This window comes from Halomonas sp. AOP25-F1-15 (genome assembly GCF_052378675.1).
GTDB classification, from domain to species: domain Bacteria; phylum Pseudomonadota; class Gammaproteobacteria; order Pseudomonadales; family Halomonadaceae; genus Vreelandella; species Vreelandella casei.
Window position 1 is genome coordinate 478,424 of record NZ_JBQSXV010000001.1, and the last position, 22,155, is coordinate 500,578.

18 protein-coding genes and 5 tRNA genes are annotated in these 22,155 nt (G+C 54.6%); 9 read left to right on the plus strand and 14 right to left on the minus strand.

The window, feature by feature from the left end:
- Positions 1–96 precede the first annotated feature (96 nt).
- The 3 genes from ybeY to miaB form a co-directional block, all read right to left on the minus strand.
- On the minus strand, positions 97–627 hold the full coding sequence (gene ybeY / locus ACT3TF_RS02110; protein ID WP_444671481.1) for an rRNA maturation RNase YbeY: 531 nt from the start codon (positions 625–627) through the stop codon (positions 97–99).
- Positions 609–1,688: a PhoH family protein gene (locus tag ACT3TF_RS02115; RefSeq protein ID WP_096278809.1), complete on the minus strand. Its 1,080-nt coding sequence runs from the start codon at positions 1,686–1,688 to the stop codon at positions 609–611. Before ACT3TF_RS02115 ends, ybeY begins: the two co-directional genes overlap by 19 nt.
- Positions 1,689–1,786: 98 nt before the next feature.
- Positions 1,787–3,130 (minus strand): tRNA (N6-isopentenyl adenosine(37)-C2)-methylthiotransferase MiaB, encoded by a 1,344-nt coding sequence (gene miaB, locus ACT3TF_RS02120; protein WP_096278811.1) that lies wholly within the window; start codon positions 3,128–3,130, stop codon positions 1,787–1,789.
- Between the two features lie 198 nt (positions 3,131–3,328).
- Here miaB and ACT3TF_RS02125 point away from each other — a divergent pair.
- The 3 genes from ACT3TF_RS02125 to ACT3TF_RS02135 all read left to right on the plus strand — a co-directional run bounded on the left by ACT3TF_RS02125 (position 3,329) and on the right by ACT3TF_RS02135 (position 3,696).
- Positions 3,329–3,404: transfer RNA gene (locus ACT3TF_RS02125), tRNA-Asn, on the plus strand.
- A gap of 82 nt (positions 3,405–3,486) precedes the next feature.
- Positions 3,487–3,562, plus strand: a tRNA-Asn gene (locus tag ACT3TF_RS02130).
- A 58-nt stretch (positions 3,563–3,620) separates the two neighbouring features.
- Positions 3,621–3,696 (plus strand) — tRNA-Asn (locus ACT3TF_RS02135).
- 247 nt (positions 3,697–3,943) lie between these two features.
- Here ACT3TF_RS02135 and ACT3TF_RS02140 read toward each other — a convergent pair.
- Positions 3,944–6,070, minus strand: a complete 2,127-nt coding sequence (locus ACT3TF_RS02140; protein ID WP_444671482.1) for a carboxy terminal-processing peptidase — start codon at positions 6,068–6,070, stop codon at positions 3,944–3,946.
- A gap of 138 nt (positions 6,071–6,208) precedes the next feature.
- On the opposite strand from ACT3TF_RS02140, the gene ACT3TF_RS02145 reads away from it, so the two are divergent.
- A complete protein-coding gene (locus ACT3TF_RS02145; RefSeq protein ID WP_444671483.1) occupies positions 6,209–7,528 on the plus strand; it encodes a M18 family aminopeptidase in 1,320 nt (439 codons plus the stop codon).
- Positions 7,529–7,627: 99 nt separating this feature from the next.
- Here the strand turns inward: ACT3TF_RS02145 and ACT3TF_RS02150 are convergent.
- The 10 genes from ACT3TF_RS02150 to ACT3TF_RS02195 all read right to left on the minus strand — a co-directional run bounded on the left by ACT3TF_RS02150 (position 7,628) and on the right by ACT3TF_RS02195 (position 17,362).
- Positions 7,628–7,704 (minus strand) — tRNA-Met (locus tag ACT3TF_RS02150).
- A gap of 103 nt (positions 7,705–7,807) precedes the next feature.
- Entirely contained in the window at positions 7,808–9,931 is a 2,124-nt protein-coding gene (locus ACT3TF_RS02155; RefSeq protein ID WP_096278817.1) for a cation:proton antiporter, read from the minus strand.
- A gap of 140 nt (positions 9,932–10,071) precedes the next feature.
- On the minus strand, positions 10,072–11,163 hold the full coding sequence (ychF, locus tag ACT3TF_RS02160) for a redox-regulated ATPase YchF (RefSeq protein WP_444671484.1): 1,092 nt from the start codon (positions 11,161–11,163) through the stop codon (positions 10,072–10,074).
- Positions 11,164–11,277: 114 nt separating this feature from the next.
- Positions 11,278–11,865: an aminoacyl-tRNA hydrolase gene (pth, locus tag ACT3TF_RS02165; RefSeq protein WP_441685174.1), complete on the minus strand. Its 588-nt coding sequence runs from the start codon at positions 11,863–11,865 to the stop codon at positions 11,278–11,280.
- A gap of 184 nt (positions 11,866–12,049) precedes the next feature.
- On the minus strand, positions 12,050–12,694 hold the full coding sequence (locus ACT3TF_RS02170) for a 50S ribosomal protein L25/general stress protein Ctc (RefSeq protein WP_096278824.1): 645 nt from the start codon (positions 12,692–12,694) through the stop codon (positions 12,050–12,052).
- A 96-nt stretch (positions 12,695–12,790) separates the two neighbouring features.
- Entirely contained in the window at positions 12,791–13,732 is a 942-nt protein-coding gene (locus ACT3TF_RS02175; protein ID WP_176483380.1) for a ribose-phosphate pyrophosphokinase, read from the minus strand.
- 58 nt (positions 13,733–13,790) lie between these two features.
- Positions 13,791–13,865: transfer RNA gene (locus ACT3TF_RS02180), tRNA-Gln, on the minus strand.
- 30 nt (positions 13,866–13,895) lie between these two features.
- Positions 13,896–14,768, minus strand: coding sequence for a 4-(cytidine 5'-diphospho)-2-C-methyl-D-erythritol kinase (gene ispE, locus ACT3TF_RS02185; RefSeq protein ID WP_441685177.1), 873 nt, complete (start codon positions 14,766–14,768; stop codon positions 13,896–13,898).
- A 24-nt stretch (positions 14,769–14,792) separates the two neighbouring features.
- Positions 14,793–15,440 carry a lipoprotein insertase outer membrane protein LolB gene (gene lolB, locus ACT3TF_RS02190; protein WP_096278828.1) on the minus strand — a complete coding sequence of 216 codons (648 nt, stop codon included), beginning with the start codon at positions 15,438–15,440 and terminating at the stop codon, positions 14,793–14,795.
- Between the two features lie 128 nt (positions 15,441–15,568).
- Positions 15,569–17,362, minus strand: coding sequence for a tetratricopeptide repeat protein (locus ACT3TF_RS02195; protein ID WP_096278831.1), 1,794 nt, complete (start codon positions 17,360–17,362; stop codon positions 15,569–15,571).
- A 258-nt stretch (positions 17,363–17,620) separates the two neighbouring features.
- Here ACT3TF_RS02195 and hemA point away from each other — a divergent pair, with 258 nt between their 5' ends.
- Genes hemA through ACT3TF_RS02220 form a run of 5 tightly spaced genes read left to right on the plus strand, consistent with a single transcriptional unit; the run spans position 17,621 to position 22,154 of the window.
- The gene (gene hemA, locus ACT3TF_RS02200; RefSeq protein ID WP_096278833.1) at positions 17,621–18,928 is read left to right on the plus strand and encodes a glutamyl-tRNA reductase; all 1,308 of its coding nucleotides are present in this window, start codon (positions 17,621–17,623) and stop codon (positions 18,926–18,928) included.
- The gene (gene prfA, locus ACT3TF_RS02205) at positions 18,925–20,013 is read left to right on the plus strand and encodes a peptide chain release factor 1 (RefSeq protein WP_096278835.1); all 1,089 of its coding nucleotides are present in this window, start codon (positions 18,925–18,927) and stop codon (positions 20,011–20,013) included. Before hemA ends, prfA begins: the two co-directional genes overlap by 4 nt.
- On the plus strand, positions 20,013–20,864 hold the full coding sequence (gene prmC, locus ACT3TF_RS02210) for a peptide chain release factor N(5)-glutamine methyltransferase (RefSeq protein ID WP_444671485.1): 852 nt from the start codon (positions 20,013–20,015) through the stop codon (positions 20,862–20,864). The genes prfA and prmC overlap by 1 nt, the downstream gene beginning before the upstream one ends.
- 29 nt (positions 20,865–20,893) lie before the next feature.
- The gene (locus ACT3TF_RS02215) at positions 20,894–21,394 is read left to right on the plus strand and encodes an Lrp/AsnC ligand binding domain-containing protein (RefSeq protein ID WP_096278839.1); all 501 of its coding nucleotides are present in this window, start codon (positions 20,894–20,896) and stop codon (positions 21,392–21,394) included.
- Positions 21,395–21,398: 4 nt separating this feature from the next.
- Positions 21,399–22,154 (plus strand): HesA/MoeB/ThiF family protein, encoded by a 756-nt coding sequence (locus ACT3TF_RS02220; protein ID WP_096278841.1) that lies wholly within the window; start codon positions 21,399–21,401, stop codon positions 22,152–22,154.
- Position 22,155: the final 1 nt, after the last annotated feature.

Below are 22,155 nucleotides of genomic sequence, written 5' to 3' on the forward strand. Positions count from 1 at the left end.
TAATTTATCAATGAAGCTGTTGTATCAGCTGAGCAAGGATAGTACCAGATTCATTGCAGGGTGATTGGACACTCCAATAATTAGGGCAGCCGCTTGTTAACGCTCTGAGCGACTATCGTCATCGCCAGCACCGGTATCCGTCTCATAGGGATCGGGAATATTCAGCTCTGCTAGTAGCTCACGCTCGAACTGCTCCATCTCTTCCGCTTCCTGATCGTCAATATGGTCATAGCCCATCAGGTGCAGGGTGCCATGCACAACCATGTGCGCGTAATGATGCTCCAAAAGTTTGCCTTGCTCGCTGGCTTCCTGCGCTACGACCGCGTGACAAATCACTAGGTCGCCCAGCAGGGGTAGCTCAATGCCCGGCGGGCTTTCAAAGGGAAACGACAGTACGTTAGTGGTTTTGTCTTTGCCGCGATAGTCACGGTTAAGCGTCTGGCCTTCGAGTTCATCCACAAAGCGAATGGTCAGCTCACGTCGCTGATCATCAGGGTGGTGCGCAAAAACACAGCCCACCCATTGGGTGAGCTGTATCAGCGAAGGAAGCAGCGGTTCGTCGATAGCCGCCTGGCGATCAATCACTATCTCGCTTAGTGCGCTTTCGCTCATCGTGAGCGGTCCCATGAATCTTCTCTGGCATGTATACGCGCATCGCGTTCTTGCTGGCGTGCTTCTTGCCGGGCGCGTTCTTCGACTTCCTGCTGGGACTCAAACATATCGTAGGCTTCGATAATGCGTTGAACCAGCGGGTGGCGTACGACATCTTTGGCAGCAAAGTGAGTAACGCCGATGCCCTGGGTATCTTTTAACACGTCGAGTACTTGGATCAGACCGGAGCGCTGGCCTTTGGGCAGATCGACCTGGGTAACGTCGCCCGTTATCACCGCCGTGGAGCCAAAGCCAATCCGGGTTAGGAACATTTTCATCTGTTCCGGCGTGGTGTTCTGGCTCTCATCCAAAATAATATAGGAATTATTGAGCGTGCGGCCGCGCATATAGGCCAGCGGTGCAATCTCAATCACCTGGCGCTCAATCAGCTTTGCAACCTGCTCAAAGCCGATCATTTCGTAGAGGGCATCGTAAAGCGGACGCAGGTAAGGGTCGATTTTCTGGGCCAGATCGCCCGGTAGAAACCCTAGTTTTTCACCGGCTTCAACCGCTGGGCGTACCAGCAATATGCGCCGGACTTCCTGCTGGTTGAGCGCTTCGACCGCCGCGGCTACCGCTAAATATGTTTTACCCGTACCCGCGGGGCCCACGCCAAAATTAATGTCGTGCTCACGGATACTGCTAACGTAGCGCTGCTGATTAAGCCCACGAGGTTTGATCATAGTGCGCGGTGTGCGCATGATCACTTCATCGCTACTGCCGGTGCTTTCCTCTTCGTCTTCCAGTGCTTCAAGCCCTGATTCCTGAAGGAAAAGATGCACGGTATCCGCGTCAAGATCATTGGCTGCTGTTTCGCGATAAAGATGTTCCAGCACGTTGGCCGCGGCCTTAATACGGTTGGCAGCGCCGGCCAGCTGAAACACATTGCCCCGGTTGCGCAGCGTCACGTCCAGGCGGCTTTCAATCAACTTCAAATGCTCGTCCTGCTGGCCGCAAAGGCTAGCAAGGCGCTGCGGATCATTGGGTTCAAGGCTTAAGGTGAGAATGCGATTGGCCTGAGGTGTTGGCTGGCTCAAGAGTGGGGAACCCCTCGTTAGTGTGTGTGGTGTTCAGCTTACTGCCCCGACCGGGATCGGGGCAATTACCTGTGTTAACGATTGTGCTAAGCAAACGCTCAATAGCGCTCGGGCGACGCTAGCTCACCGCGTAGCGAGTTGGGGAAGGCTTCAGTGATTTCAACATCAACAAAGTAGCCGATTAGCTCGGTAGGGTTGGCTGCCCGGAAGTTAACCACGCGGTTATTCTCGGTGCGTCCAGAAAGCTGGCCGGGGTCACGCGGCGAAAAACCATTCACCAGTACACGCTGGGTGGTTCCCATCATGCGGCGGCTGATCTGCGCCGTTTGCTGGAGGATCCGTTCTTGCAAGATGGCCAGGCGCTGCTTTTTAACACTCTCGGGTGTTTCATCGGGTAGGCCTGAGGCGGGCGTGCCTGGGCGTGCCGAATAAACAAAGCTAAACGAGTGATCGAAGCCGATTTGATGAATTAGATTCATCGTGGCTTCGAAATCTTCTTCGGTTTCGCCGGGAAAGCCAATAATGAAGTCAGAGGAGAAGCTAATATCCGGGCGGTTGGCGCGGATACGCTCCATCTTATCAATGTATTCCGCCGCCGTATGGCCACGCTTCATCGCCGTGAGAATACGGTCAGAGCCGGACTGAACCGGTAGGTGCAGGTGGCTCACAAGTTCAGGGATATCCGCGAAAGCATCGATGAGGCTTTCAGTGAATTCAACCGGATGTGAGGTCGTGAAGCGCACGCGGTCAATGCCGTCTACCGCCGCCACGCAGGCAATTAACTCGGCTAGGTCGATCTCATCGCCCAGCTGATTTTCACCGCGGTAGGCGTTAACGTTCTGCCCCAGCATATTGATTTCGCGCACGCCTTGATCGGACAGGTGTATGACTTCATCCATGACCGCTTCAAAGGGGCGAGAAACCTCCTCACCACGTGTGTAGGGCACGACGCAGAAAGTGCAGTACTTTGAGCAGCCTTCCATAATCGATACAAACGCCGAGGCGCCATCAGAGCTTGGCTTAGGCAGGTGATCGAATTTTTCGATTTCTGGAAAGGTAACGTCGACTGCGGCAATTTGATTATTGCTACGAGCATCCAGCATTGAGGGTACGCGGTGCAGCGTTTGCGGCCCAAATACCATGTCTACATGCGGCGCACGTTTGCGAATCGCTTCGCCTTCCTGGCTTGCCACGCAGCCGCCAACGCCAATCACCAGGTCGGGATTCGCATCTTTGAGCTTTTTCCAGCGTCCCAACTGATGGAAAACCTTTTCCTGCGCTTTTTCGCGAATTGAGCAGGTGTTCAACAGAATAACATCCGCCTCGCGCTCATTGTCCGTGAGTTCGAGCTGGTGAGATTCACCGAGTAGATCCGCCATACGGGAGGAATCATACTCGTTCATTTGGCAGCCGTGCGTTTTGATGAAGAGCTTCTTCGCCATCGGTACCTGTCATCTATGAGTCGTCGGGGGACGAGGATGAATGGAAAGTGATCGTGCGGCCCATGTTTGTCATCACCAGGCCGCAATCTTTAATAGCGGCATTATACGGATACAAGAAAGCAGCGGCTAGCGTTCCTCAATAATCGATACTTGACCATCACATTTCTATGGGTATACTACGCACCGTGTTTGAGCAGTTCCTCGATAGCTCAGTTGGTAGAGCAAATGACTGTTAATCATTGGGTCACAGGTTCGAGTCCTGTTCGAGGAGCCAATATTTTGCGTAAAGTATTTGGCAAAAAAGTACTTGGCAAAATTTTTGAAAACGCTGTGTTAAACACGACAACTTATTATGTTCCTCGATAGCTCAGTTGGTAGAGCAAATGACTGTTAATCATTGGGTCACAGGTTCGAGTCCTGTTCGAGGAGCCAAGTTGTACTGCCTTATTTAACTATCGCTGACGGCTTACCGTTAAAGATAGCGCAAGATTCCTCGATAGCTCAGTTGGTAGAGCAAATGACTGTTAATCATTGGGTCACAGGTTCGAGTCCTGTTCGAGGAGCCATCTAGTACGCCTCGCATCATTTACGTCTTTGTAAGCTAGCAACCTTTCCGCTGTACTGTATTCTTACCCCTCATTAACTGCATCGCTATATCTTAGCCCGCTGCCGAATGGCACCAGGGTGTTTTATGCTGTTTAGCAAACGGGTATGTGACGATTGAGTGCTTTAAATAATGTTTTGATGTCGTCAATTTAGCCATTAAAAAACGCCGGCCCGTTGACGGTGCCGACGTTCGTTAGCCCTGATGAATTAGCGTTTAGCGGCTAATCTGCGGTTGTCTTGGAGCTTGGCGTAGTCAAGTAAGATTTCTGCAGATTCAAGCACATGAGCGCGATCGACGGACGTTTTTTCGTCTTCTTCGCCTTCGCTCTCAGTCTCAGCATCTGAGTCCTCTGTCGCACCTTCTGCGCTTTCTGCGCCGTCTACGCCTTCGCTGCGAGCATCCATCCACTCGTCTAGCTCATCAAGACCCAGTGCACGACGGCGCTGGTTTTCCAGAGAGAGTTGCTCGGCTTCTTGCGCTTCCATTTCGCGCTTACGCTGCTCGCGATTTAAGCTCACGCTGGTGTGCTGCTCGCGTAGTTGGCGGGCCAGCGTTGACTGGCGCTCCAGGTAGCGGAAATTCGGATTGTTCTGCGCCCGGGTGTCGTGCTGGGCAATGAGTTTGTCCAGCACGTTTTCTGGCTCACCATAGCGACGATACTGCACGTTTTGTACGGTATCCCACTCTAGCGCGTTATCTAGGCTGCTTTCGCCAATCCGCTCGGGATCAATCAAACTCGGAAAAATAATGTCCGGTTCAACGCCGCGATTTTGCGTGCTGTCGCCAGAAATGCGATAGAACTTGGCGCGCGTTAGCTTAATTTGCCCGTGGCTTAGATCATTAAGCGTTTGCACCGTCCCTTTACCAAACGTTGATGTACCCAGAATCAGGCCGCGGCCATAGTCCTGTATGGCGCCAGCAAAGATTTCAGACGCTGAAGCAGAGAGACGGTTGACGAGAACGCCTAGCGGGCCGTCGTAGTGAGTGCCGGCTTCAGTATCGCCATACAGCTGAATACGGCCTTGAGCATCACGTACTTGCACCGTTGGGCCGCGATCGATAAACAGGCCGATCAGCGAATTAGCCTCTTGCAGTGCACCGCCGCCGTTGTTGCGAAGATCCAGCACAATGCCTTCTATGCCTTCTTCTTTGAGGCGATCGATTTCTCGCGCTACGTCACGCGTAGTGCTGCGATATTCTTCTTCACCAGCTTGGAATGCGTCAAAATCAACGTAAAAGGTAGGTACGTTGATCACCCCAAGGCGATGGGGCTCACCGTCGCGTTCGACCTCAATCACTTCGCCGTGAGCGGCTTGATCTTCAAGGCTAACGGTGTCGCGAGTAATTTCAACGGTTTGTGAGCGCGTCATATCAACTGCCTGAGCCGGCACTACATCCAGGCGAACGACAGAGCCTTTAGGGCCGCGAATGAGATCAACGACGTTGTCCAGGCGCATACCGACGACGTTGACCATCTCACCGTCTTCTTGGCCAACAGCAATGATGCGATCTGCTGGCTCCAAGATGCCTGCGCGTTCTGCGGGACCGCCGGGCACCAGGCTTGCGACTTTGACGTATTCACCGTCAGATTGAAGCAGCGCGCCGATACCCTCCAGTGAAAGACTCATCTGAATATCGAATGACTCGCTTTGACGAGGAGAAAGATAGCCAGTGTGCGGCTCAATGCTGCCAGTGACTGCCGCCATGAGTACGCCGAAAACGTCTTCGGGTTCAGTCTGGTCTATGCGAGTGAGCTGACCTTCGTAGCGTTGACGCAGGTTGCTTTCAATCTGCTCGTTATCCTGATCGGTTAGTGCAAGCGTGAGGGCATCATTTTTGAGGCGTTTGCGCCACAGGTCGTCCAGCTCGCTTTGACGCGTAGCCCACGGAGCGTCTTCACGATCAATCTCTAGACGCTCATTGCTCTCAAAATTAAAGTCTAGCCCTTCATCAAGCTGTGCAAGCAGTGACTCCAAGCGCGAACGCTGCCGCTCACTGAATGCATCGTATAACGCGAAAGCCTCGTCCAAGTCGCCGTTGAAAATAGCGTCTGCCATGTCGGATTCTAAGTGACGGTAGGGCTCAATATCACTACGTAACAGGTAAGCTCGCTGATTATCTAGAATGTCTAAATAGCGCTGGAAGACGTCTTCTGACCACGCTTCATCAAAGTTAATATCAGCATAGTGGCCATAGCGGAGTGAGTCCGCGATTTCCACAGCCGCCTGGCGTTGTTCGTCGGTCGGCTCAAGTTGCGCTAATGCTGCTGGGCTGGTAATAACCAGCATGACAGCTAGGGCGACCGAACGCGAAAGCGTTGCAAACAAGCTCATCAGTCAAGCTCTCCCGGATTTGTGTACACTCATTCTTCCCTAGACTCGCGTATGACCCATGAGTTGCGTAGGGCCGAGGGATATTGTAGCAGGTCGTTTGCACGATGAGACTCAATCATTACTGTTATGAGGATTTCCATGTCCGAGACTTTCAACGCTGATCGTTTAACGCGTCTATGCGATTTTCTGCGCCGATCGCCGACTCCATGGCATGCCGCAGGCAATATGGCGGCACGCTTGGAGCAAGCTGGGTTTCAGCGGCTGGAAGAGAAGGCAAATTGGCAGTTGACGCCGGGCAAGCGCTATTACGTCACCCGCAATGACTCGGCGATTATTGCTTTTCAGCTGCCAGTGTCTGAATTAACCAGCCTGCGCATGATCGGCGCACATACCGATAGCCCTGGGCTGCACTTAAAACCTAACGCGACACAGCGGTCTGCTGGCTGGCTACAGCTGGGCGTGCAGGTGTACGGCGGCGTGTTGTTAGCGCCATGGTTTGACCGGGATTTGGGATTAGCGGGCAGGGTGCATGTACGTCATGCCGATGGGCGCTTAGAAAGCGTGCTGCTTAACGTTGATCAGCCGATTGCTATGGTGCCGAGCCTAGCGATCCACCTTGATCGCGATGTGAACAGCGGACGCGCGTTGAATGCTCAAACGCAAATGGCGCCCGTGCTGATGCAGAGCGAGACGGCCACACTCAGCGAGCTGTTGGCGCAATGGGTAAGCGAGCAGCATGGCTTAAATGATATTGAGATCGTTGATTTTGAACTAAGTTTTTACGATGTACAGCCGCCGTCTTTGGTCGGCGTAAAGCAACAGCTGGTGGCAAGCGCACGCTTAGATAACCTGCTTTCTTGTTTTATTGGTTTGGAAGCGCTGTTGGCCTGCGATGGCGCTCAGGGCACGCTATTGGTCGCCAATGATCACGAAGAAGTTGGTAGCGCTAGCGCCTGCGGCGCCCAAGGCCCATTTTTAGCAGACGTGCTCAAGCGCATTAATGCTCAAGTGGGTGGCCGTGAGGGTGACAAAGGCAATGAGGAATCGCTGATCCAGTTGATTCAGTCGTCTTACATGATTTCGTGTGATAACGCCCACGCACTGCATCCTAACTTCCGCGATAAGCATGACGAGCGGCACGGCCCTGCGATTAACGGTGGCCCGGTGATCAAGGTGAATGCCAGCCAGCGTTACGCCACCAATAGCGTGACAGGGGCGTTGTTTAGAGATGTGTGCCGCGAGGCGAGTGTGCCGGTACAGTCGTTTGTAACGCGAGCGGATATGGGCTGTGGTAGCACGATTGGGCCAATCACCGCCACAGAGTTAGGTGTTCCCACCATTGACGTTGGCATCCCTCAATGGGCAATGCACTCCATCCGGGAAACGGCAGGTACTCACGACGTTGAGCACTTGACTCGCGCGCTGACGCTATTTCTAAATCGAGCGGTCTTGAGCTGACGCAGGTAGCCGAAGCAGGTAAGAGCCTAAACAGATAATAGCAAAGCAAAAAGCCCGCTGATGTGATCAGCGGGCTTTTTTGTACTGCTTAAATGCGTTTGGTGGCTACGCCCTGATTTGAACAGGGGACCCCATCATTATGAGTGATGTGCTCTAACCAGCTGAGCTACGTAGCCTTTCAACGGGGGCGAATGATACCAGAGATATTTCGCTCGTCAACTGCTTCGTGCCAAGAATCATATCGGCAACCTGTCCAGCGTGGTCGATAGTGTTTTTTACTCACTCTTGTTTTGGCTCACTGCTCGAGTGTTTTTCTGGCGTTTCAGCAGTGTGTGAAATATGCGGGCGATCAAGGGCATTGCGCCAGGCGCGATGTAAGCCACGTTGAACATCGTCGAAGACCTGCTGAGAAATTAGCCGGTCTTGTACCATTTCTTCCATGCTCTCAGTACTTCGGCGGAGCGCAAAAAGTCGTAGCATGCGCTGTTCGAGACGATACGCATGGGGGCCAAACTGTGCTTCCGTTTGCTGGATCGCCTGGTCAACCGCGGTAATCCGGACGTCGAGTATCTCATCGAGCAAGGCGCACATGCGCTCACCGAAGAGTGGCGTTAGCCGCTGCGTATTGTAGTGGCGCAGCTCCTCAAGCGCGGCACGACGGCAAATCAGCAGCTCAAAACGGTTGGTCAGCAGCCACGACAGCGGCCAGCGTATGCGTAGGTGGCGGTTGAGCCAGATGCTTGGTTTTAGCCAGAGGCTGGTGGCCAGAATTTTACGTGCTTCTCGGTTGTATCCAATACGGCCGTCTGAGCGGACGGCATCAATAGTTCTGCCACTGTTATGCATCATGGCATCCAGGTTGTGAATGCTGGTGACGCCGCTGCCGTAGCGAGGAATAAGGTCGCGTTCTCGAATTGCCAGCGTGACCAGGGCGATGGTCATTCGGTCACGCTCTGGAAGGGCTTGATCAAGATCGAGCGGTGCCGTTTCAATGGCCATGTCGCGGTGATAGCGCGCAATGACTTCCTCAGTGATTGACGGAGCAATATGAAGATTGTGCGCGGTGCGCTTGACAGCATTTTCGACATCCGTGGTCGATAGACGAATCGCTTGCTGCTGAAGAGCGCTGTCGTGGTGGCTTAACTTATTGAGCTTTAGGCAGCGAATAACGCCGCGCAGGCTGGCGCCGTTAACTAATAGGCTGAATAGCACGAAGCCGGTAGCCAAAATAGCCACGAAGTGGCGGATCTGTTCGGGGAGTGCCGTTTGCTCCGCTATTCCCAGGGCCAGCACGAGCGTCACCGCACCGCGCAATCCCCCCCAAGTAATGGCTAGCTTGTAGCTGGCGCTGATAGGGGCAGAAAGTTTGAGCCGGCTGAGCAGTGGCAAAAAGCCGAATAAAGCCACTAGGCGGGCCAGTAGGGTCGCAACGATAACGACGGCGAGCATTGGTAGCCATGCAAGCGTAATGCCCTCCAGCATTTTCGGCACCTGCAGTGCGGCTAGCAGGAACACGGTGGCACCAGCGAGCGAGGCAATTTGCGCCCAAAGTAGCTGTAAATACGCCCAGTTGGCGGGCGAAGTGCGCGTTCGCCCTAGCCCGCTGAGCACTAGCCCCGTGGCCACCACCGCCACAACGCCCGATACCCCAATGCTTTCGCCAATAAGGTAGACGGGGTAGGGCAACGAAAGCGTTAGCGCCGTTTGTGCTTTGCCATCATTGCCAAAAAATGCCAGTACAGCAGCGCCAATTCTTCCGGCCGCGGCGCCAAACAGTAGGCCTCCACCGAAGTCGGCCGCGAGGGCCCAGGCGCCTGCTTGCCACGTCGCAGCGGCGGCATTGCCGGTGAGCGATGCCACCAGCACGCCAACGATAGCAATGGCGGCAGCATCATTAAGTAGGCTTTCTCCTTCAACTAAGCGTATCAGTCGTGCCGGGGCACCCACGCTGCGAAAAATCGCAATCACTGCCGATGGGTCGGTCGTCGCAATGACCGCTCCCAACAACAGGCCGGTCGAGAGTGCCACGCCGCTCAATAGCCACACCGAGACGCCGACCATACCGGTGGCAATAAAAACAGCGACCACTGCCAGCAGCAAAATAGGTGCCGCATCCGGCATCATTTCGCGGACATCAACACTCAGTGCCGCTTGAAAAAGCAAGGGAGGCAGGAATATCCACAGGTAGATTTCGGCAGGTAGTGATGCGGTCAATAGCGGGTCGAACTGATGGATCTCTGGCCACAGTGTTGACAGGGTGGCGTATGAGAAGCCGAGCGTCATGCCCACTAGCGCCAATAATGTCGCTTCAGGAAAGGCCGTGCGCGCAGAGAACCACTGCACAAACGCAATAATGGAGAGTAGTAAGCTACCCAGGATCAGTAAATTGAACAGTATTTCCATGGATAATACGTTCCAGCCAGATAAAGTCTGGGGCAAGTATCGATGGCTTGAGGCGATGCTTTCTTAAGCACATCGTTTATCAGGCGTGCCGCACGGCCCTGAGCGCATTGATGCGCCTAGGGCCTGCGGCGTCGTGACAATTAGACGTTGAAGCGGAAGTGAACTACGTCGCCATCTTTAACAATGTACTCTTTGCCTTCCAGACGCCATTTACCGGCATCTTTGGCGCCCTGCTCGCCGTTTAGCGAAACAAAGTCGTCGTACGCGACAACTTCGGCGCGGATAAAGCCTTTTTGGAAGTCGGTGTGAATCACGCCGGCGGCCTCAGGAGCGGTGGCGCCTTCTTTAACCGTCCATGCGCGGACTTCTTTTACGCCGGCGGTGAAGTAGGTTTGAAGGCCCAATAATGAGTAGCCTGCACGAATGACGCGATCCAGCCCCGGCTCTTCCATGCCCATTTCGCTTAAGAACATAGAGCGTTCTTCATCGTCCAGCTCGGCGATTTCAGCTTCCAGCTGATTGCACACGGGTACCACGAGCGCGCCTTCCTCAGTGGCGATTTCATTAACAATGTCCAAATAGGGATTGTTCTCGAAGCCGTCTTCGTTGACGTTAGCGATGTACATGGTGGGTTTCAGCGTTAAGAAGCCAAAGCTCTTCACCTGGCGCTGTTCTTCTTCGCTCAAGCCAAAGCTGCGCAAAGGAAACCCTTCCGCTACGTGCGGCTGAATGCGGTCTAGGATTGCCTTGGTAGCAATTGCATCTTTGTCGCCGCCTTTCACCGAGCGAACGAGGCGCTGGCTGGCTTTTTCAACGGTATCGAGATCGGCAAGGGCGAGCTCGAGGTTAATCGTTTCAATATCGGCGCGTGGGTCGACGTGGTTGGCTACGTGAATGACGTTGTCATTATCGAAGCAACGCACAACATGAGCGATGGCTTGGGTTTCACGAATATTGGCCAGGAATTTATTGCCTAAACCTTCGCCCTTGGAGGCGCCCGCGACCAGGCCGGCAATGTCGACAAACTCCATCGTGGTCGGCAGTACTTTTTGCGGCTTGACGATCTCAGCAAGCTTGTCGAGACGCGGGTCCGGCATCGGAACGATACCCACGTTCGGCTCAATGGTGCAGAAGGGGAAGTTCTCTGCATCGATGCCTGACTTTGTCAGTGCATTAAACAGTGTGGACTTGCCGACGTTGGGCAGACCGACGATGCCGCAGTTGAAACCCATAAAATGTTCCTGAAAAGTGTTTGTGTAAATAAGGCGGTGAGGCGTGAAAGTAATCGCTATTCTACGAGATGCGCTAGCCGTCAGCCACCGACTTAACGATGGCCTTTCGAAAGCTTACTCTGGCTTAAGGCTATGTAACTTATTCATGGCTTTTGCCCAGTCACCTGATAGTGCTAATGGCAGGGTGGCGATGCACTCATCCGTGGCGCGAACAATGGCTTCTTGTTCGGCCTTGCCGGGGCGCCCTAGAACATAATTGGTCACCTGGCGTGCTTCACCGGGATGGCCAATGCCAATCCGTACGCGATGAAACTGCTTCTGATCACCTAATGCGCTGATAATGTCGCGCAGCCCGTTATGTCCGCCGTGCCCACCACCCGTTTTGTAGCGTGCTTGGCCGGGAGGCAGGTCGAGCTCATCATGAGCGACCAGTAAGTTTTCAGGCGTAAGCTTAAAAAACTGACACAGTGCTGCCACGGCGGCGCCACTGCGATTCATAAAGGTAGCGGGATTGAGTAGATGTAGCTCATGCTCGCCCATCCGCACTTTTGCATAGTGGCCGAAAAACTTTTTTTCCGGGCGCAGTTCACCGTGGGCACTTTGCGCAATGGCATCGACTAGCCAGAAGCCGGCGTTATGTCGCGTGGCTTCATATTCAGCACCTGGGTTGCCTAGCCCAATAATGGCCTTTACCTGGCTCATCTTCCCACCTCCAAAAAATTTCCAGAAGAAATTTTCGGCGTCGCGTAAGCGGCGGCCCGAAGGGCGGCTACCAGTGGTGGCTTGCCGCAAAAAAAATCAAGCGCCGAGGCGCTTGATTTTAACATCATGTCAGCATCACGAGGGCCATGCAGGCATGGCCCCAATAGAGTGCTTAACAGGGTACTTACTCGGCGCTGGAACCTGCTTCGCCTTCGCTTTCACCGGCTTCGTCTTCTTCTTCAGCACGCTCTTTTACTTTAGAGATGCTTAGTACGGCATTGTCGTGCTCTTCACCGTGAGACAGGTCAACAGAAGTGACGCCGGCCGGCATGGTGAGGTCTGACAAGTGTAGCGTCGTACCCAGCTCAACCGCTGCGATGTCGACTTCGATGAAGTCAGGCAGATCTTTCGGCAAGCAGCTGATCGCAATGTCGTTGGACAGTACGTGGAGTTCGCCACCTTGATCTTTGATACCGACACATTTCTCTTCGCCCGTGACGTGCAGCGGCACGTTCATGGTGATTTCGTGAGTAGCATCAACGCGCAGGAAGTCAGCGTGGGTCAACAACGGCTTGAAAGGGTGGCGCTGCAGATCACGAACAACAACCTGCTCTTCTTTGCCGTCGATCATTAGCTTGATCACTGAAGAGAAGAAAGTCTCGTCTTCGATCGCTTTGTAGAAGGCTGTTTTTTCTACAGAGATAGACTGCGCGCCTTTCTCGCCACCGTATACAACGGCTGGCACTTGCTGGTTCGCACGACGCAGGCGGCGGCTCGCACCTTTCCCCAGGTCGTTACGAACGCTAGCTTTTAGGATGAAATCAGACATGGAATTGCCTCTTAGTTTAAGTAAGGAAGGCGCTGCCGACCGCGACCAGATGACAGCGTTTCCGTGGCCCCAAAAGGGGGCTATATCGTCAGACGATCAGTGGAACATCGCGCTGACGGATTCTTCGTTGCTGACGCGACGAATCGCTTCTGCGATCAGGCCGGCAACGCTCAACTGGCGAATTTTTCCGCTACGACGTGCAATGTCAGAAAGCGGGATAGTGTCGGTCACCACCACTTCATCCAGTACGGAGTTGGTAATGTTGTCGACCGCAGGGCCAGACAAAATTGGATGAGTTGCATAAGCCACAACGCGCTTGGCGCCATGCGCTTTAAGCGCTTCACCGGCTTTGCATAGCGTGCCTGCGGTGTCGATCATATCGTCGACAACGACGCAGGTGCGGCCTTCAATCTCACCAATGATATGCATCACCTGGGCTTGGTTAGCCTGAGGGCGACGCTTATCAATAATGGCAAGATCGGCATTTAGCTGTTTGGCGATGGCGCGAGCGCGAACAACGCCACCTACGTCTGGAGAAACCACGACTAAGTCACTGTAATTCTGACGCTCTATGTCATCCAGCAGGATGGGTGAGCCATACACGTTGTCGACCGGTACGTCGAAGAAGCCTTGGATCTGGTCAGCGTGCAGGTCCATGGTCATCACGCGGTCAACGCCTGCTTTAACCATCATGTCGGCAACGACTTTGGCAGAAATAGGCACGCGAGCGGAGCGTACGCGACGGTCCTGGCGTGCATAGCCAAAGTAGGGGAGTACCGCAGTGATGCGGGCTGCTGAGGCGCGACGAAGAGCATCGACCATCAGAATCAGCTCCATTAAATTATCGTTTGTCGGTGCACAGGTAGACTGCAGAATGAAAACGTCCTTGCCACGTACATTTTCATTGATCTCGACTGCGATTTCGCCGTCGCTAAATTGACCCACCGTGGCGTTACCCATCCGGCTGTCCAAGCTCTCGGCAATTTTTTGAGCGAGCTCGGGATTGGCGTTCCCAGTGAAAACCATCAATTTTGACACGCGCAGCCACCTTTGCAGTATTGGGGATCGGGGGATAAAACGCTGACCAACCCTAGGTTGGCTGGGGTACCAGGATTCGAACCTGGGAATGCCGACACCAAAAACCGATGCCTTATCACTTGGCGATACCCCAACAATAAACGATTGCGATGACAGGGCGCTTTCAGCTGCCCAGAGCTTTTGTGAAATAGCCCAAGTCATCATGTAGGGGGGAGGTGTTGAGTCCGTGCGCTACCCACGTAGGCCAGCGTTTAGCTGACAAATGAGCGATTGCCTGTGCGGCCTGTTGCGTCTGAAACGCAGCAAACAAACAGGCACCCGTGCCGGTTAGGCGACTAGGCGCATACTGTCCGAGCCAGTCGAGCGCTTCCGCAATCGGCGGATAACGCTTCTTTACGACGGCTTCACAGTCGTTGCGCCACTCCGGTGCTCCCCCCTGCAGTGCGCGCGCCATAGTAATGGGGCGGCTGTCACGTGTCAATTGCGGGTCTTGGAAGACGCTGGGAGTAGAGACGCTAATGCCCGGATGAATAATCACGAACCACGGAGCATCAAGCGTGACCGGAGTAAGTTGTTCACCAACGCCTTCTGCCCAAGCGGTGTGCCCATGCACAAAAACCGGTACGTCGGCTCCCAGCTGCAGTCCGAGCTCGGCTAACGCGTTAAGAGACAAGCCTAATTGCCAAATATGATTGAGCCCCACCAAAACAGTCGCTGCGTTGGAGCTGCCGCCGCCCAGCCCACCGCCCATCGGCAGGCGTTTTTCAACGTCTAGAGTAATACCCAGATGCGAGCCGCTATATTGCTGCAGTAGTCGCGCGGCGCGCACGATCAAGTTGTCATCGTGATCAACGCCGCTAACCTCACTGGTGAGGTGGATTTCACCATCATGCCGAGGCGTAAAGGTAATATGGTCGCAGAGGTCAATAATCTGGAATAGCGTTTGCAAGCTGTGATAGCCGTCTTCACGACGGCCCACAATATGCAGCATTCGATTAAGCTTTGCCGGTGCTGGTAGCGTTAGTGATGCGATCATTTAGGCTCTTTTGCATGCGCTTAATTACTCGCCGCTGGCTTGCCATTGATTCACCACTAGGGTGATGCGAACGTCGTCATAGTGCATGACTAGCCGGCGAGGCAGCCATAGTTCATCGACTCTTTCCCAGTCACGGTAATCGATTTCCCAGCCGTCTTGAGTCAGATGGCTTGGAAAGCCGAGTTCGTCGGTTTCGATTTGATAACTGCCATGTTCACCGGGTAGGCCGCGCACCCAGTCGGGCATGGCGCTGACCGGTAGTGCCCAGCCAAGCTGCTCTTCCATGAGCGCTTCGGGCGTTTCAGCTTCAAAACGTCCGTCGCTGTTGGAGAGTGAAAAACGTCCTTCACGGCCTTCAAGCACGTTGCGTCCGCCGCCAAAAGGGCCGCTGATCAGCATGCGGAAATAGTGAGGGTGCTGGTTCCAGTCAAGGTTGGCGCTTATGTTTTCTTCCGGTGTGCGCAGGCCAGCCTTGCCTACCAGTGTCCAAGTATCAAACGCTTCAACGTCGGCCTGTTGGCGCTCCCACTGGCCGGATTGGCGGCCGCTTTCATCGATGGGGCCTTGGGATGCACAGCCAGCGAGTAACAGCAGCGCCATGCCCGTCAGCCAGAGGCGTGAAGAAGGAAGAGAAAGCGGAAGGCGGGATGAAAGGGACGTCATTGTCAGCATAAACAGGCTCCATGTTAAATAAGGGTAAGTGCAAGATGAATTTTTTAGTGTAAGGAGTAGGGTACCATTATTGATCAATACCCTTCTCAGTCAGCACGTTGATTTTAACGTGCCATTGATGATTTTTGTTAAGGCGTTAGCTCCGGGTGACGCTGCAGTAGCTCGTCAATTAGCGGATGCCGATCGGTTCGCTGCATGACTTGCTGGAGAACTCGGCGCGCTTCTTCATCACGCCCTAGCGCCTGGAGTACTTCTGCTAAATGCGCCCCGACCTCTTGGTCCGGTAGTTGCGCGTAGGCGCTTTCTAACCAAGATAATGCTTCTTCTAAATTGCCAAGGCGGTAGTAGGCCCAGCCCATGCTGTCGAGTACGGCAGGATTGCTGGGCTCTGCCTCATAGGCACGTTCAATAAACTCAAAGGCCTCTTCCAGGCGGTCAGGCAGATTTAACTCAATCAGAGTGTAGCCCAGTGCATTAAGCGCTTCGGCATTGTTTGGGTCAGTGACCAGCACTTGGCGTAAGTCGCTTTCCATGCCGGCAATGTCGCCCGTTCCCCAGCGGCGCATTGCTCGCATATAAAGTAGCGCTTCGTCGTCAGGCGTGCGTGTTATTTCTCGATCTAGCAGCGCTGCAGCATCTTCTCGCTGATTCGCTTCATCCAGCAGTTGCACTTCGAGCATTGCCAGCTCAGTGAAATAACGCTCCGAGCGCATTCGTTCAATGCGTAGAAAGGCGCGGGCATCAAGCAGGCGGTCTTCTTCAAGTAGCATTTGGGCCGCTGTCGCACGCGCGGGCATAAATTCATCGCCCTCGCTGACTTGACGGTAATACAACAGGGCGTTGTCGATATCGCCCTGCGCCTGGGTGATGGCGCCCAGCAGGTAATACGCTAAGTTGGGTACGTCGGGTTGGCCGATCAGCGGCTGGAGTAAACGTTGGGCGGGGGCGGGGTGGCCCTCTTCAAAATAAAGCTGGGCGAGGGCTAAACGCAGCTCTTGATTGCCGCCATGGCTTTCTAGCAGCGCATCCGTTTGAACTTCGGCAGCGCTGATATTGCTAAGCCGAATTTCCGCCTGCGCTAATAGCAAAATAAAGCGGACATCGTCAGGGGCCAAGCTAAGGCCCTGCTCGGCAGCTTGCTGAGCCGCTTTAAGATTACCTGTCTCAAAGGCTAGCCGCGCTTTCGCGAGCCATAGCGCGGCGGACTCAGGTTCGAGTGCTTCTACTTGGTCAAGCCGCTGCTGAGCGCTGGCGGTGTCGCCAAGCGCCGCTTCAATCAATGCGGTCGCCAGCACTACATCGCTGTGATGCTCTAATTGCGCGGCATTGGGTTGGGCTAAGTGGTCGCGCAACTGCTGGGCGATTAACGTTAATGGCGCATTTTCAGCGACGGCAATCTCTGCAAAGGCGGTTAAATCGCCGTGGCCGCCTGCTTCAGCAATTGAAAGACGCTGGGCTAGGCTGTCGAGCCAATCACCGCGCTGCAGTGAAAAAGCCGCCAGTAGGCGATTAGGTGTTTCTGCTTGAGGCGCCAGCTCGCGCCAGCGCAGTGCCGAGGCTTCTATTAAAGAGGTTTCATTGCCAAAGCGGGCGGCGAACGTAGCCCGCTCAGCGAGCGCAGGCTCTTGGTAGCGCTGCGCGGCATCCAGATAACCTTGGCTGGCGTAGCGGTAGTCGCCTCGCTGGCCAGCAAGCTCTGCCCCTAGCAGTGCACTGAGCCCTGCCGCATCGAGCCCGCGGGTGATCGGCGGCGCGGTGCGCATTGGATCGTCTGTCCATGGGCCTAGCGGTCCATCCTGCGAGCTGGGTGCCGATTGGCAGGCGCTTAGCAGCAGCGCAGCAGCGGTCATGGATAATAGGGTCGAACCCCTTAAAATAGAGCCCATCGATGTGGTGCCCAGTAATGTAGAGCGAAGTCGCATGCGTCTCTCAATTAAGTGGCCGAATGCTCAGCATAGCGGCTTGCCTGCCTGCGGCAAAGTGGTGTGAGCCAGATGATAGCCTGCTGTGATAGAATGTTCCTCCTTGAAAAAGTGATTAGCCATCTTTATGCATACTGAATGTGCCTCACTTAGACCATAGCTAAGACTTGTTTTAGCAAGCCCCAATTGACGTTACAGCTGCCTGCTTAGATCAGCGGCTGACGAAAAGTCCGACACACTAGCGAAGACGCATAACGCATGACGCTTCTTGCCCTGGGAATAAATCATCGTACCGCCACCGTGGCCGTGCGTGAGCAGGTCGCTTTTACGCCAACGCAGCTTGATGCCGCGCTGGCCGAATTGCGTGGCCTGCCGCAAATTAGTGAAGCGGTCGTGCTATCCACCTGTAATCGCACGGAGCTTTACTGTGTCACGGATGCGGCTGGTGAACAGGCAGTATTGAATTGGCTTGGGCGCTTTCATAATCTTCGCGTCGATGAGCTGACTCGCTGTGCCTATCATTATTTAGACAACGATGCGGCGCGCCATTTGATGCGCGTAGCCGTTGGCCTGGACTCTATGGTGCTGGGCGAGCCGCAGATCCTGGGGCAGTTAAAAGATGCCTATCAGCAGTCACGTCAGTCCAAAGGTTTGGGCGGCGAGCTTGAGCGACTCTTCCAGCATACTTTTGCCGTCGCTAAACAGGTACGCACCGAGACCGGTATTGGCAAAAACCCTGTTTCAGTGGCGTATGCCGCTGTCAGCATGGCCAGCCGTATTTTTGATGATTTCAGCCGTTCGCGGGCGCTATTGATTGGCGCCGGTGAAACCATCGAGCTAGTGGCTCGGCATTTAAATGAGGCGGGCGTTCGTCAGCTGACCGTTGCGAATCGTACTCGTGAGCGCGCCGAGCGTTTGGCAGGGCCCTTGGGTGCGTCGGCGATTACCCTTCAAGAAATTCCTGAAGCGCTTGAACATGCCGATATCGTGATCTCCTCTACCGCATCGCCGCTACCTATTCTGGGCAAAGGTATGGTGGAGCGGGCGCTTAAAAAGCGTCGCCACCGGCCGATTTTTATGGTGGACATTGCTGTACCTAGGGATATCGAACCCGAAGTCGGCGAGCTGGCGGATGTATTTCTCTACACCGTTGATGACTTGGAAGAAGTGATCCAAGAGAATCGTCGTCATCGCCAGGTAGCCGCAGACCAAGCCGAATCATTAATTGAGCACGGCGTCGGGAGTTGGCAGCACGAGCGGCGTATTCGTAACGGCGGTGAGTTGATCCGCGACTATCGCCAGCAGGGTGAGGCGCTGCGTGATCTTACCCGCGACCAGGCCTTGGCGCGGCTGGCAAGTGGTGAAGACCCCGCTAAAGTCATTGAGCGCTTAGCGCACCAATTGACCAACCGCCTGCTTCATCAGCCGACACAGGCAATACGCGATGCTGCGTCTGAAGAGCGCCACGAGCTGCTGAATGCGGCGACGCGCCTACTTTTGCCCGCCAAACCTGCCTTTGAAACCACGCCTGTGCCTAACCGTCAGAAGGATGATACGCCCGCATGAAAGAGACTTTGCGCCAACGCTTAGACAGCTTTACGGAACGCTTTGAAGAGCTGGCGATGCTGCTGTCTGATCCAGAAGTGATCAATAACCAGCAGCGTTTTCGCGACTACTCGCGTGAGTATTCCGAGCTTGAAGAGCTGGTAGCTGCCTGGCAGCAGTATCGTGACGTTGAAGCCAATATGCAGGATGCCGAGCAGCTTAGCGGCGATAGTGATGCGGATATGCGTGAATTGGCCGAGATGGAGCTAAGCGAAGGGCGCGATCGGCTAGCTGAGCTGGACATTGAGTTAAAGCGTTTACTTGTGCCTAAAGATCCTGATGATGGGCGTGGGGTGTTTCTGGAAGTACGCGCGGGGACCGGCGGCGATGAGGCGGCGATTTTTGCCGGCGACCTATTTCGCATGTACTCACGCTATGCCGAAAAGCGCGGTTGGCGAGTGGAAGTGGTCAGCGCCAGTCACGGCGAGCAGGGTGGTTACAAAGAGATTATCTCCCGTGTTAAAGGCGATGGCGTATACGCACAGCTGAAGTTTGAATCCGGTGCTCACCGGGTGCAGCGCGTACCCGCAACCGAATCACAGGGGCGTATTCATACCTCTGCCTGCACGGTCGCGGTGATGCCAGAAGTCGATGAGGTCGGTGATATCACGATTAATCCCGCCGACCTGAGAGTGGATACCTACCGCTCCAGTGGCGCCGGTGGTCAGCACGTTAACACCACCGACTCAGCAATCCGCATTACCCATTTACCTACCGGCGTCGTGGTGGAGTGTCAGGAAGAACGTAGCCAACATAAAAACCGCGCCAAAGCGATGTCGCTGCTGGCGGCGAAATTGAAGCGCAATGCCGTCGATGCTCAGCATCAAACGCAGTCGGATGCGCGGCGTTCGCTGGTAGGCTCTGGGGATCGCAGTGAGCGGATCCGCACCTATAATTTTCCGCAAGGGCGGATTACCGATCACCGGATTAATTTGACGCTTTATAAGCTCAACGAAGTGGTGAGCGGCGAACAGCTTGACGATGTCATCAGCCCGCTGATTCATGAGTATCAGGCGGAACAGCTTTCTGCTCTTCAGGACGCCTAATGCTGTTTGATGCGCTGCTTAAACAGGCCGCTCTGCGCTTGCAGGCGGCGGGCTCGCTTTCACCGCGCGTCGATGCAGACGTGCTGTTAAGCCACGTTACAGGGCGTGATCGAACCTGGCTTTATACCTGGGGCGACCAGCGCTGCCCGGCTTGGGAGCATGCGCGTTTTGATGCCCTCGTGGCGGCACGCGCCCAAGGGACGCCTGTTGCTTACTTAATTGGCGAACGCGAGTTCTGGGGGCTGCGTTTAGCCACCTCGCCCGATACGTTAATTCCCCGGCCCGATACGGAAACCCTAGTAGCGCAGGCGCTTAGCCGAGCGACAGCATCGGCAGGCCGCCTGCTTGATCTTGGTACAGGCACTGGCGCTATCGCGTTAGCGTTTGCCAGTGAGCGGCCAAGTTGGGAAGTGCTCGGCATGGATGTGCGCGTCGAAGCGGTGGCATTGGCCGCCCGTAATGCACAGTCGCTTGCGATTACCAATGCCGCGTTTTGCCAAAGCGACTGGTTTAGTGCTTTAAGTACCGATGAGAAGAGCGTGGCGTCGTTCGATATGATCGTGAGTAACCCTCCTTATATTGCTGCCGATGATCCACATTTAGCGCAGGGCGATGTACGCTTTGAACCTCGCTCTGCACTAGTGGCGAAGGCCGATGGCATGGCCGATTTGCTGCATCTGGTAAATGCCGCTCAGCGCTATTTGGCGCCGTCCGGCTGGTTACTGCTTGAGCATGGCTACACCCAGGCGGATAAAGTACGCATGGCGCTCAGCAGCGCGGGCTATCAAAACGTTGAAAGTGTTTGTGACCTAGGCGGACATGAACGCGTTACTCTTGGGCGCTTAAAATAACGGCCTGATTATTAGCAATGGATTCTGGCATGAAACCTAAAAATAGAACGCTGGACCGTATCGATCTTAAAATTTTGCGCTCCCTGCAAGAGAATGCGCGCATTTCCTACGTTGATTTAGCCTCAGAGGTTGGGTTGTCCACAACGCCTTGTCTTGAACGCGTTAAGCGACTGGAGAAGGCCGGCATTATTCGTGGCTACCAAGCGATTCTTGATCCACGAGCCTTAAAGGCCAATTTATTAGTCTTTGTTGAGATCAGCTTAGAGACACAGTCGCCTGCCGTTTTTGATGAGTTTCGTCGCGCGGTCGAAAAACTCCCCCAGATCCAAGAGTGTCATCTTGTCTCAGGCCAGTTCGACTACATCTTAAAGTGCCGTATCCCCGAAATGGCCGCCTATCGGCAGCTATTGGGAGATGTCGTGTTAACGCTACCGGGTGTAAAAGAATCCAAAAGCTACGTGGTGATGGAAGAGGTAAAAGAAAGCTTTAATTTACACGTTCCCGCCTATGAGGAATTTGAGGATAAGTAAGCCCATGATGGATGACCAGGCGCTGCTGCGCTATAGCCGCCAGATCATGCTGCCCGAGGTTGATATAGAGGGCCAAGAACGCCTGCAGTCGGCCCACGCGCTGATTGTTGGCGCAGGCGGCCTTGGCTCACCGGTTGCGCTCTATTTGGCGGCTGCGGGCGTGGGGAGCATCACCATTGCCGATGCTGATCACGTTGAGCTTTCCAATCTTCAACGCCAAATCGCTCACCAGCAGGCTAGCATCGGTGGCAATAAAGCGCGCTCAGCTCAAGCCAGCATGCAGGCGCTTAATCCGCACTGTCGCGTTATCGCGTTAGATCAGCATATAGCAGGTGGCGCACTTGAACGCTTAGTCGCGTCTGTGGATGTCGTGCTGGACTGCACCGATCGTTTCTCAAGCCGCTATGCAATCAATGCAGCATCACAAATGACCGGTGTGCCGTTGGTTTCTGGCGCCGCCATACGATTTTCTGGGCAACTGGCGGTATTTGACCCCCGCCGAGCTGATTGCCCCTGCTACGCCTGCCTTTATCCGCCGGATGATAGCGGCGACGAAGCGCTCAGTTGCTCAGAAAGCGGCGTCATGGCGCCTCTTGTCGGCTTAATTGGCTGCTTTCAAGCGGTGGAAGCTTTCAAACTACTCAGCGGCGCCGGCACAGCCCATCAAGGGCTATCCACGTTTGATGGTTTGAGCGGCCAATGGCGCCATTTTCAGGTTCCAAGAGACCCTGCTTGCCCGGTATGTGCATCGCTTCGATAAG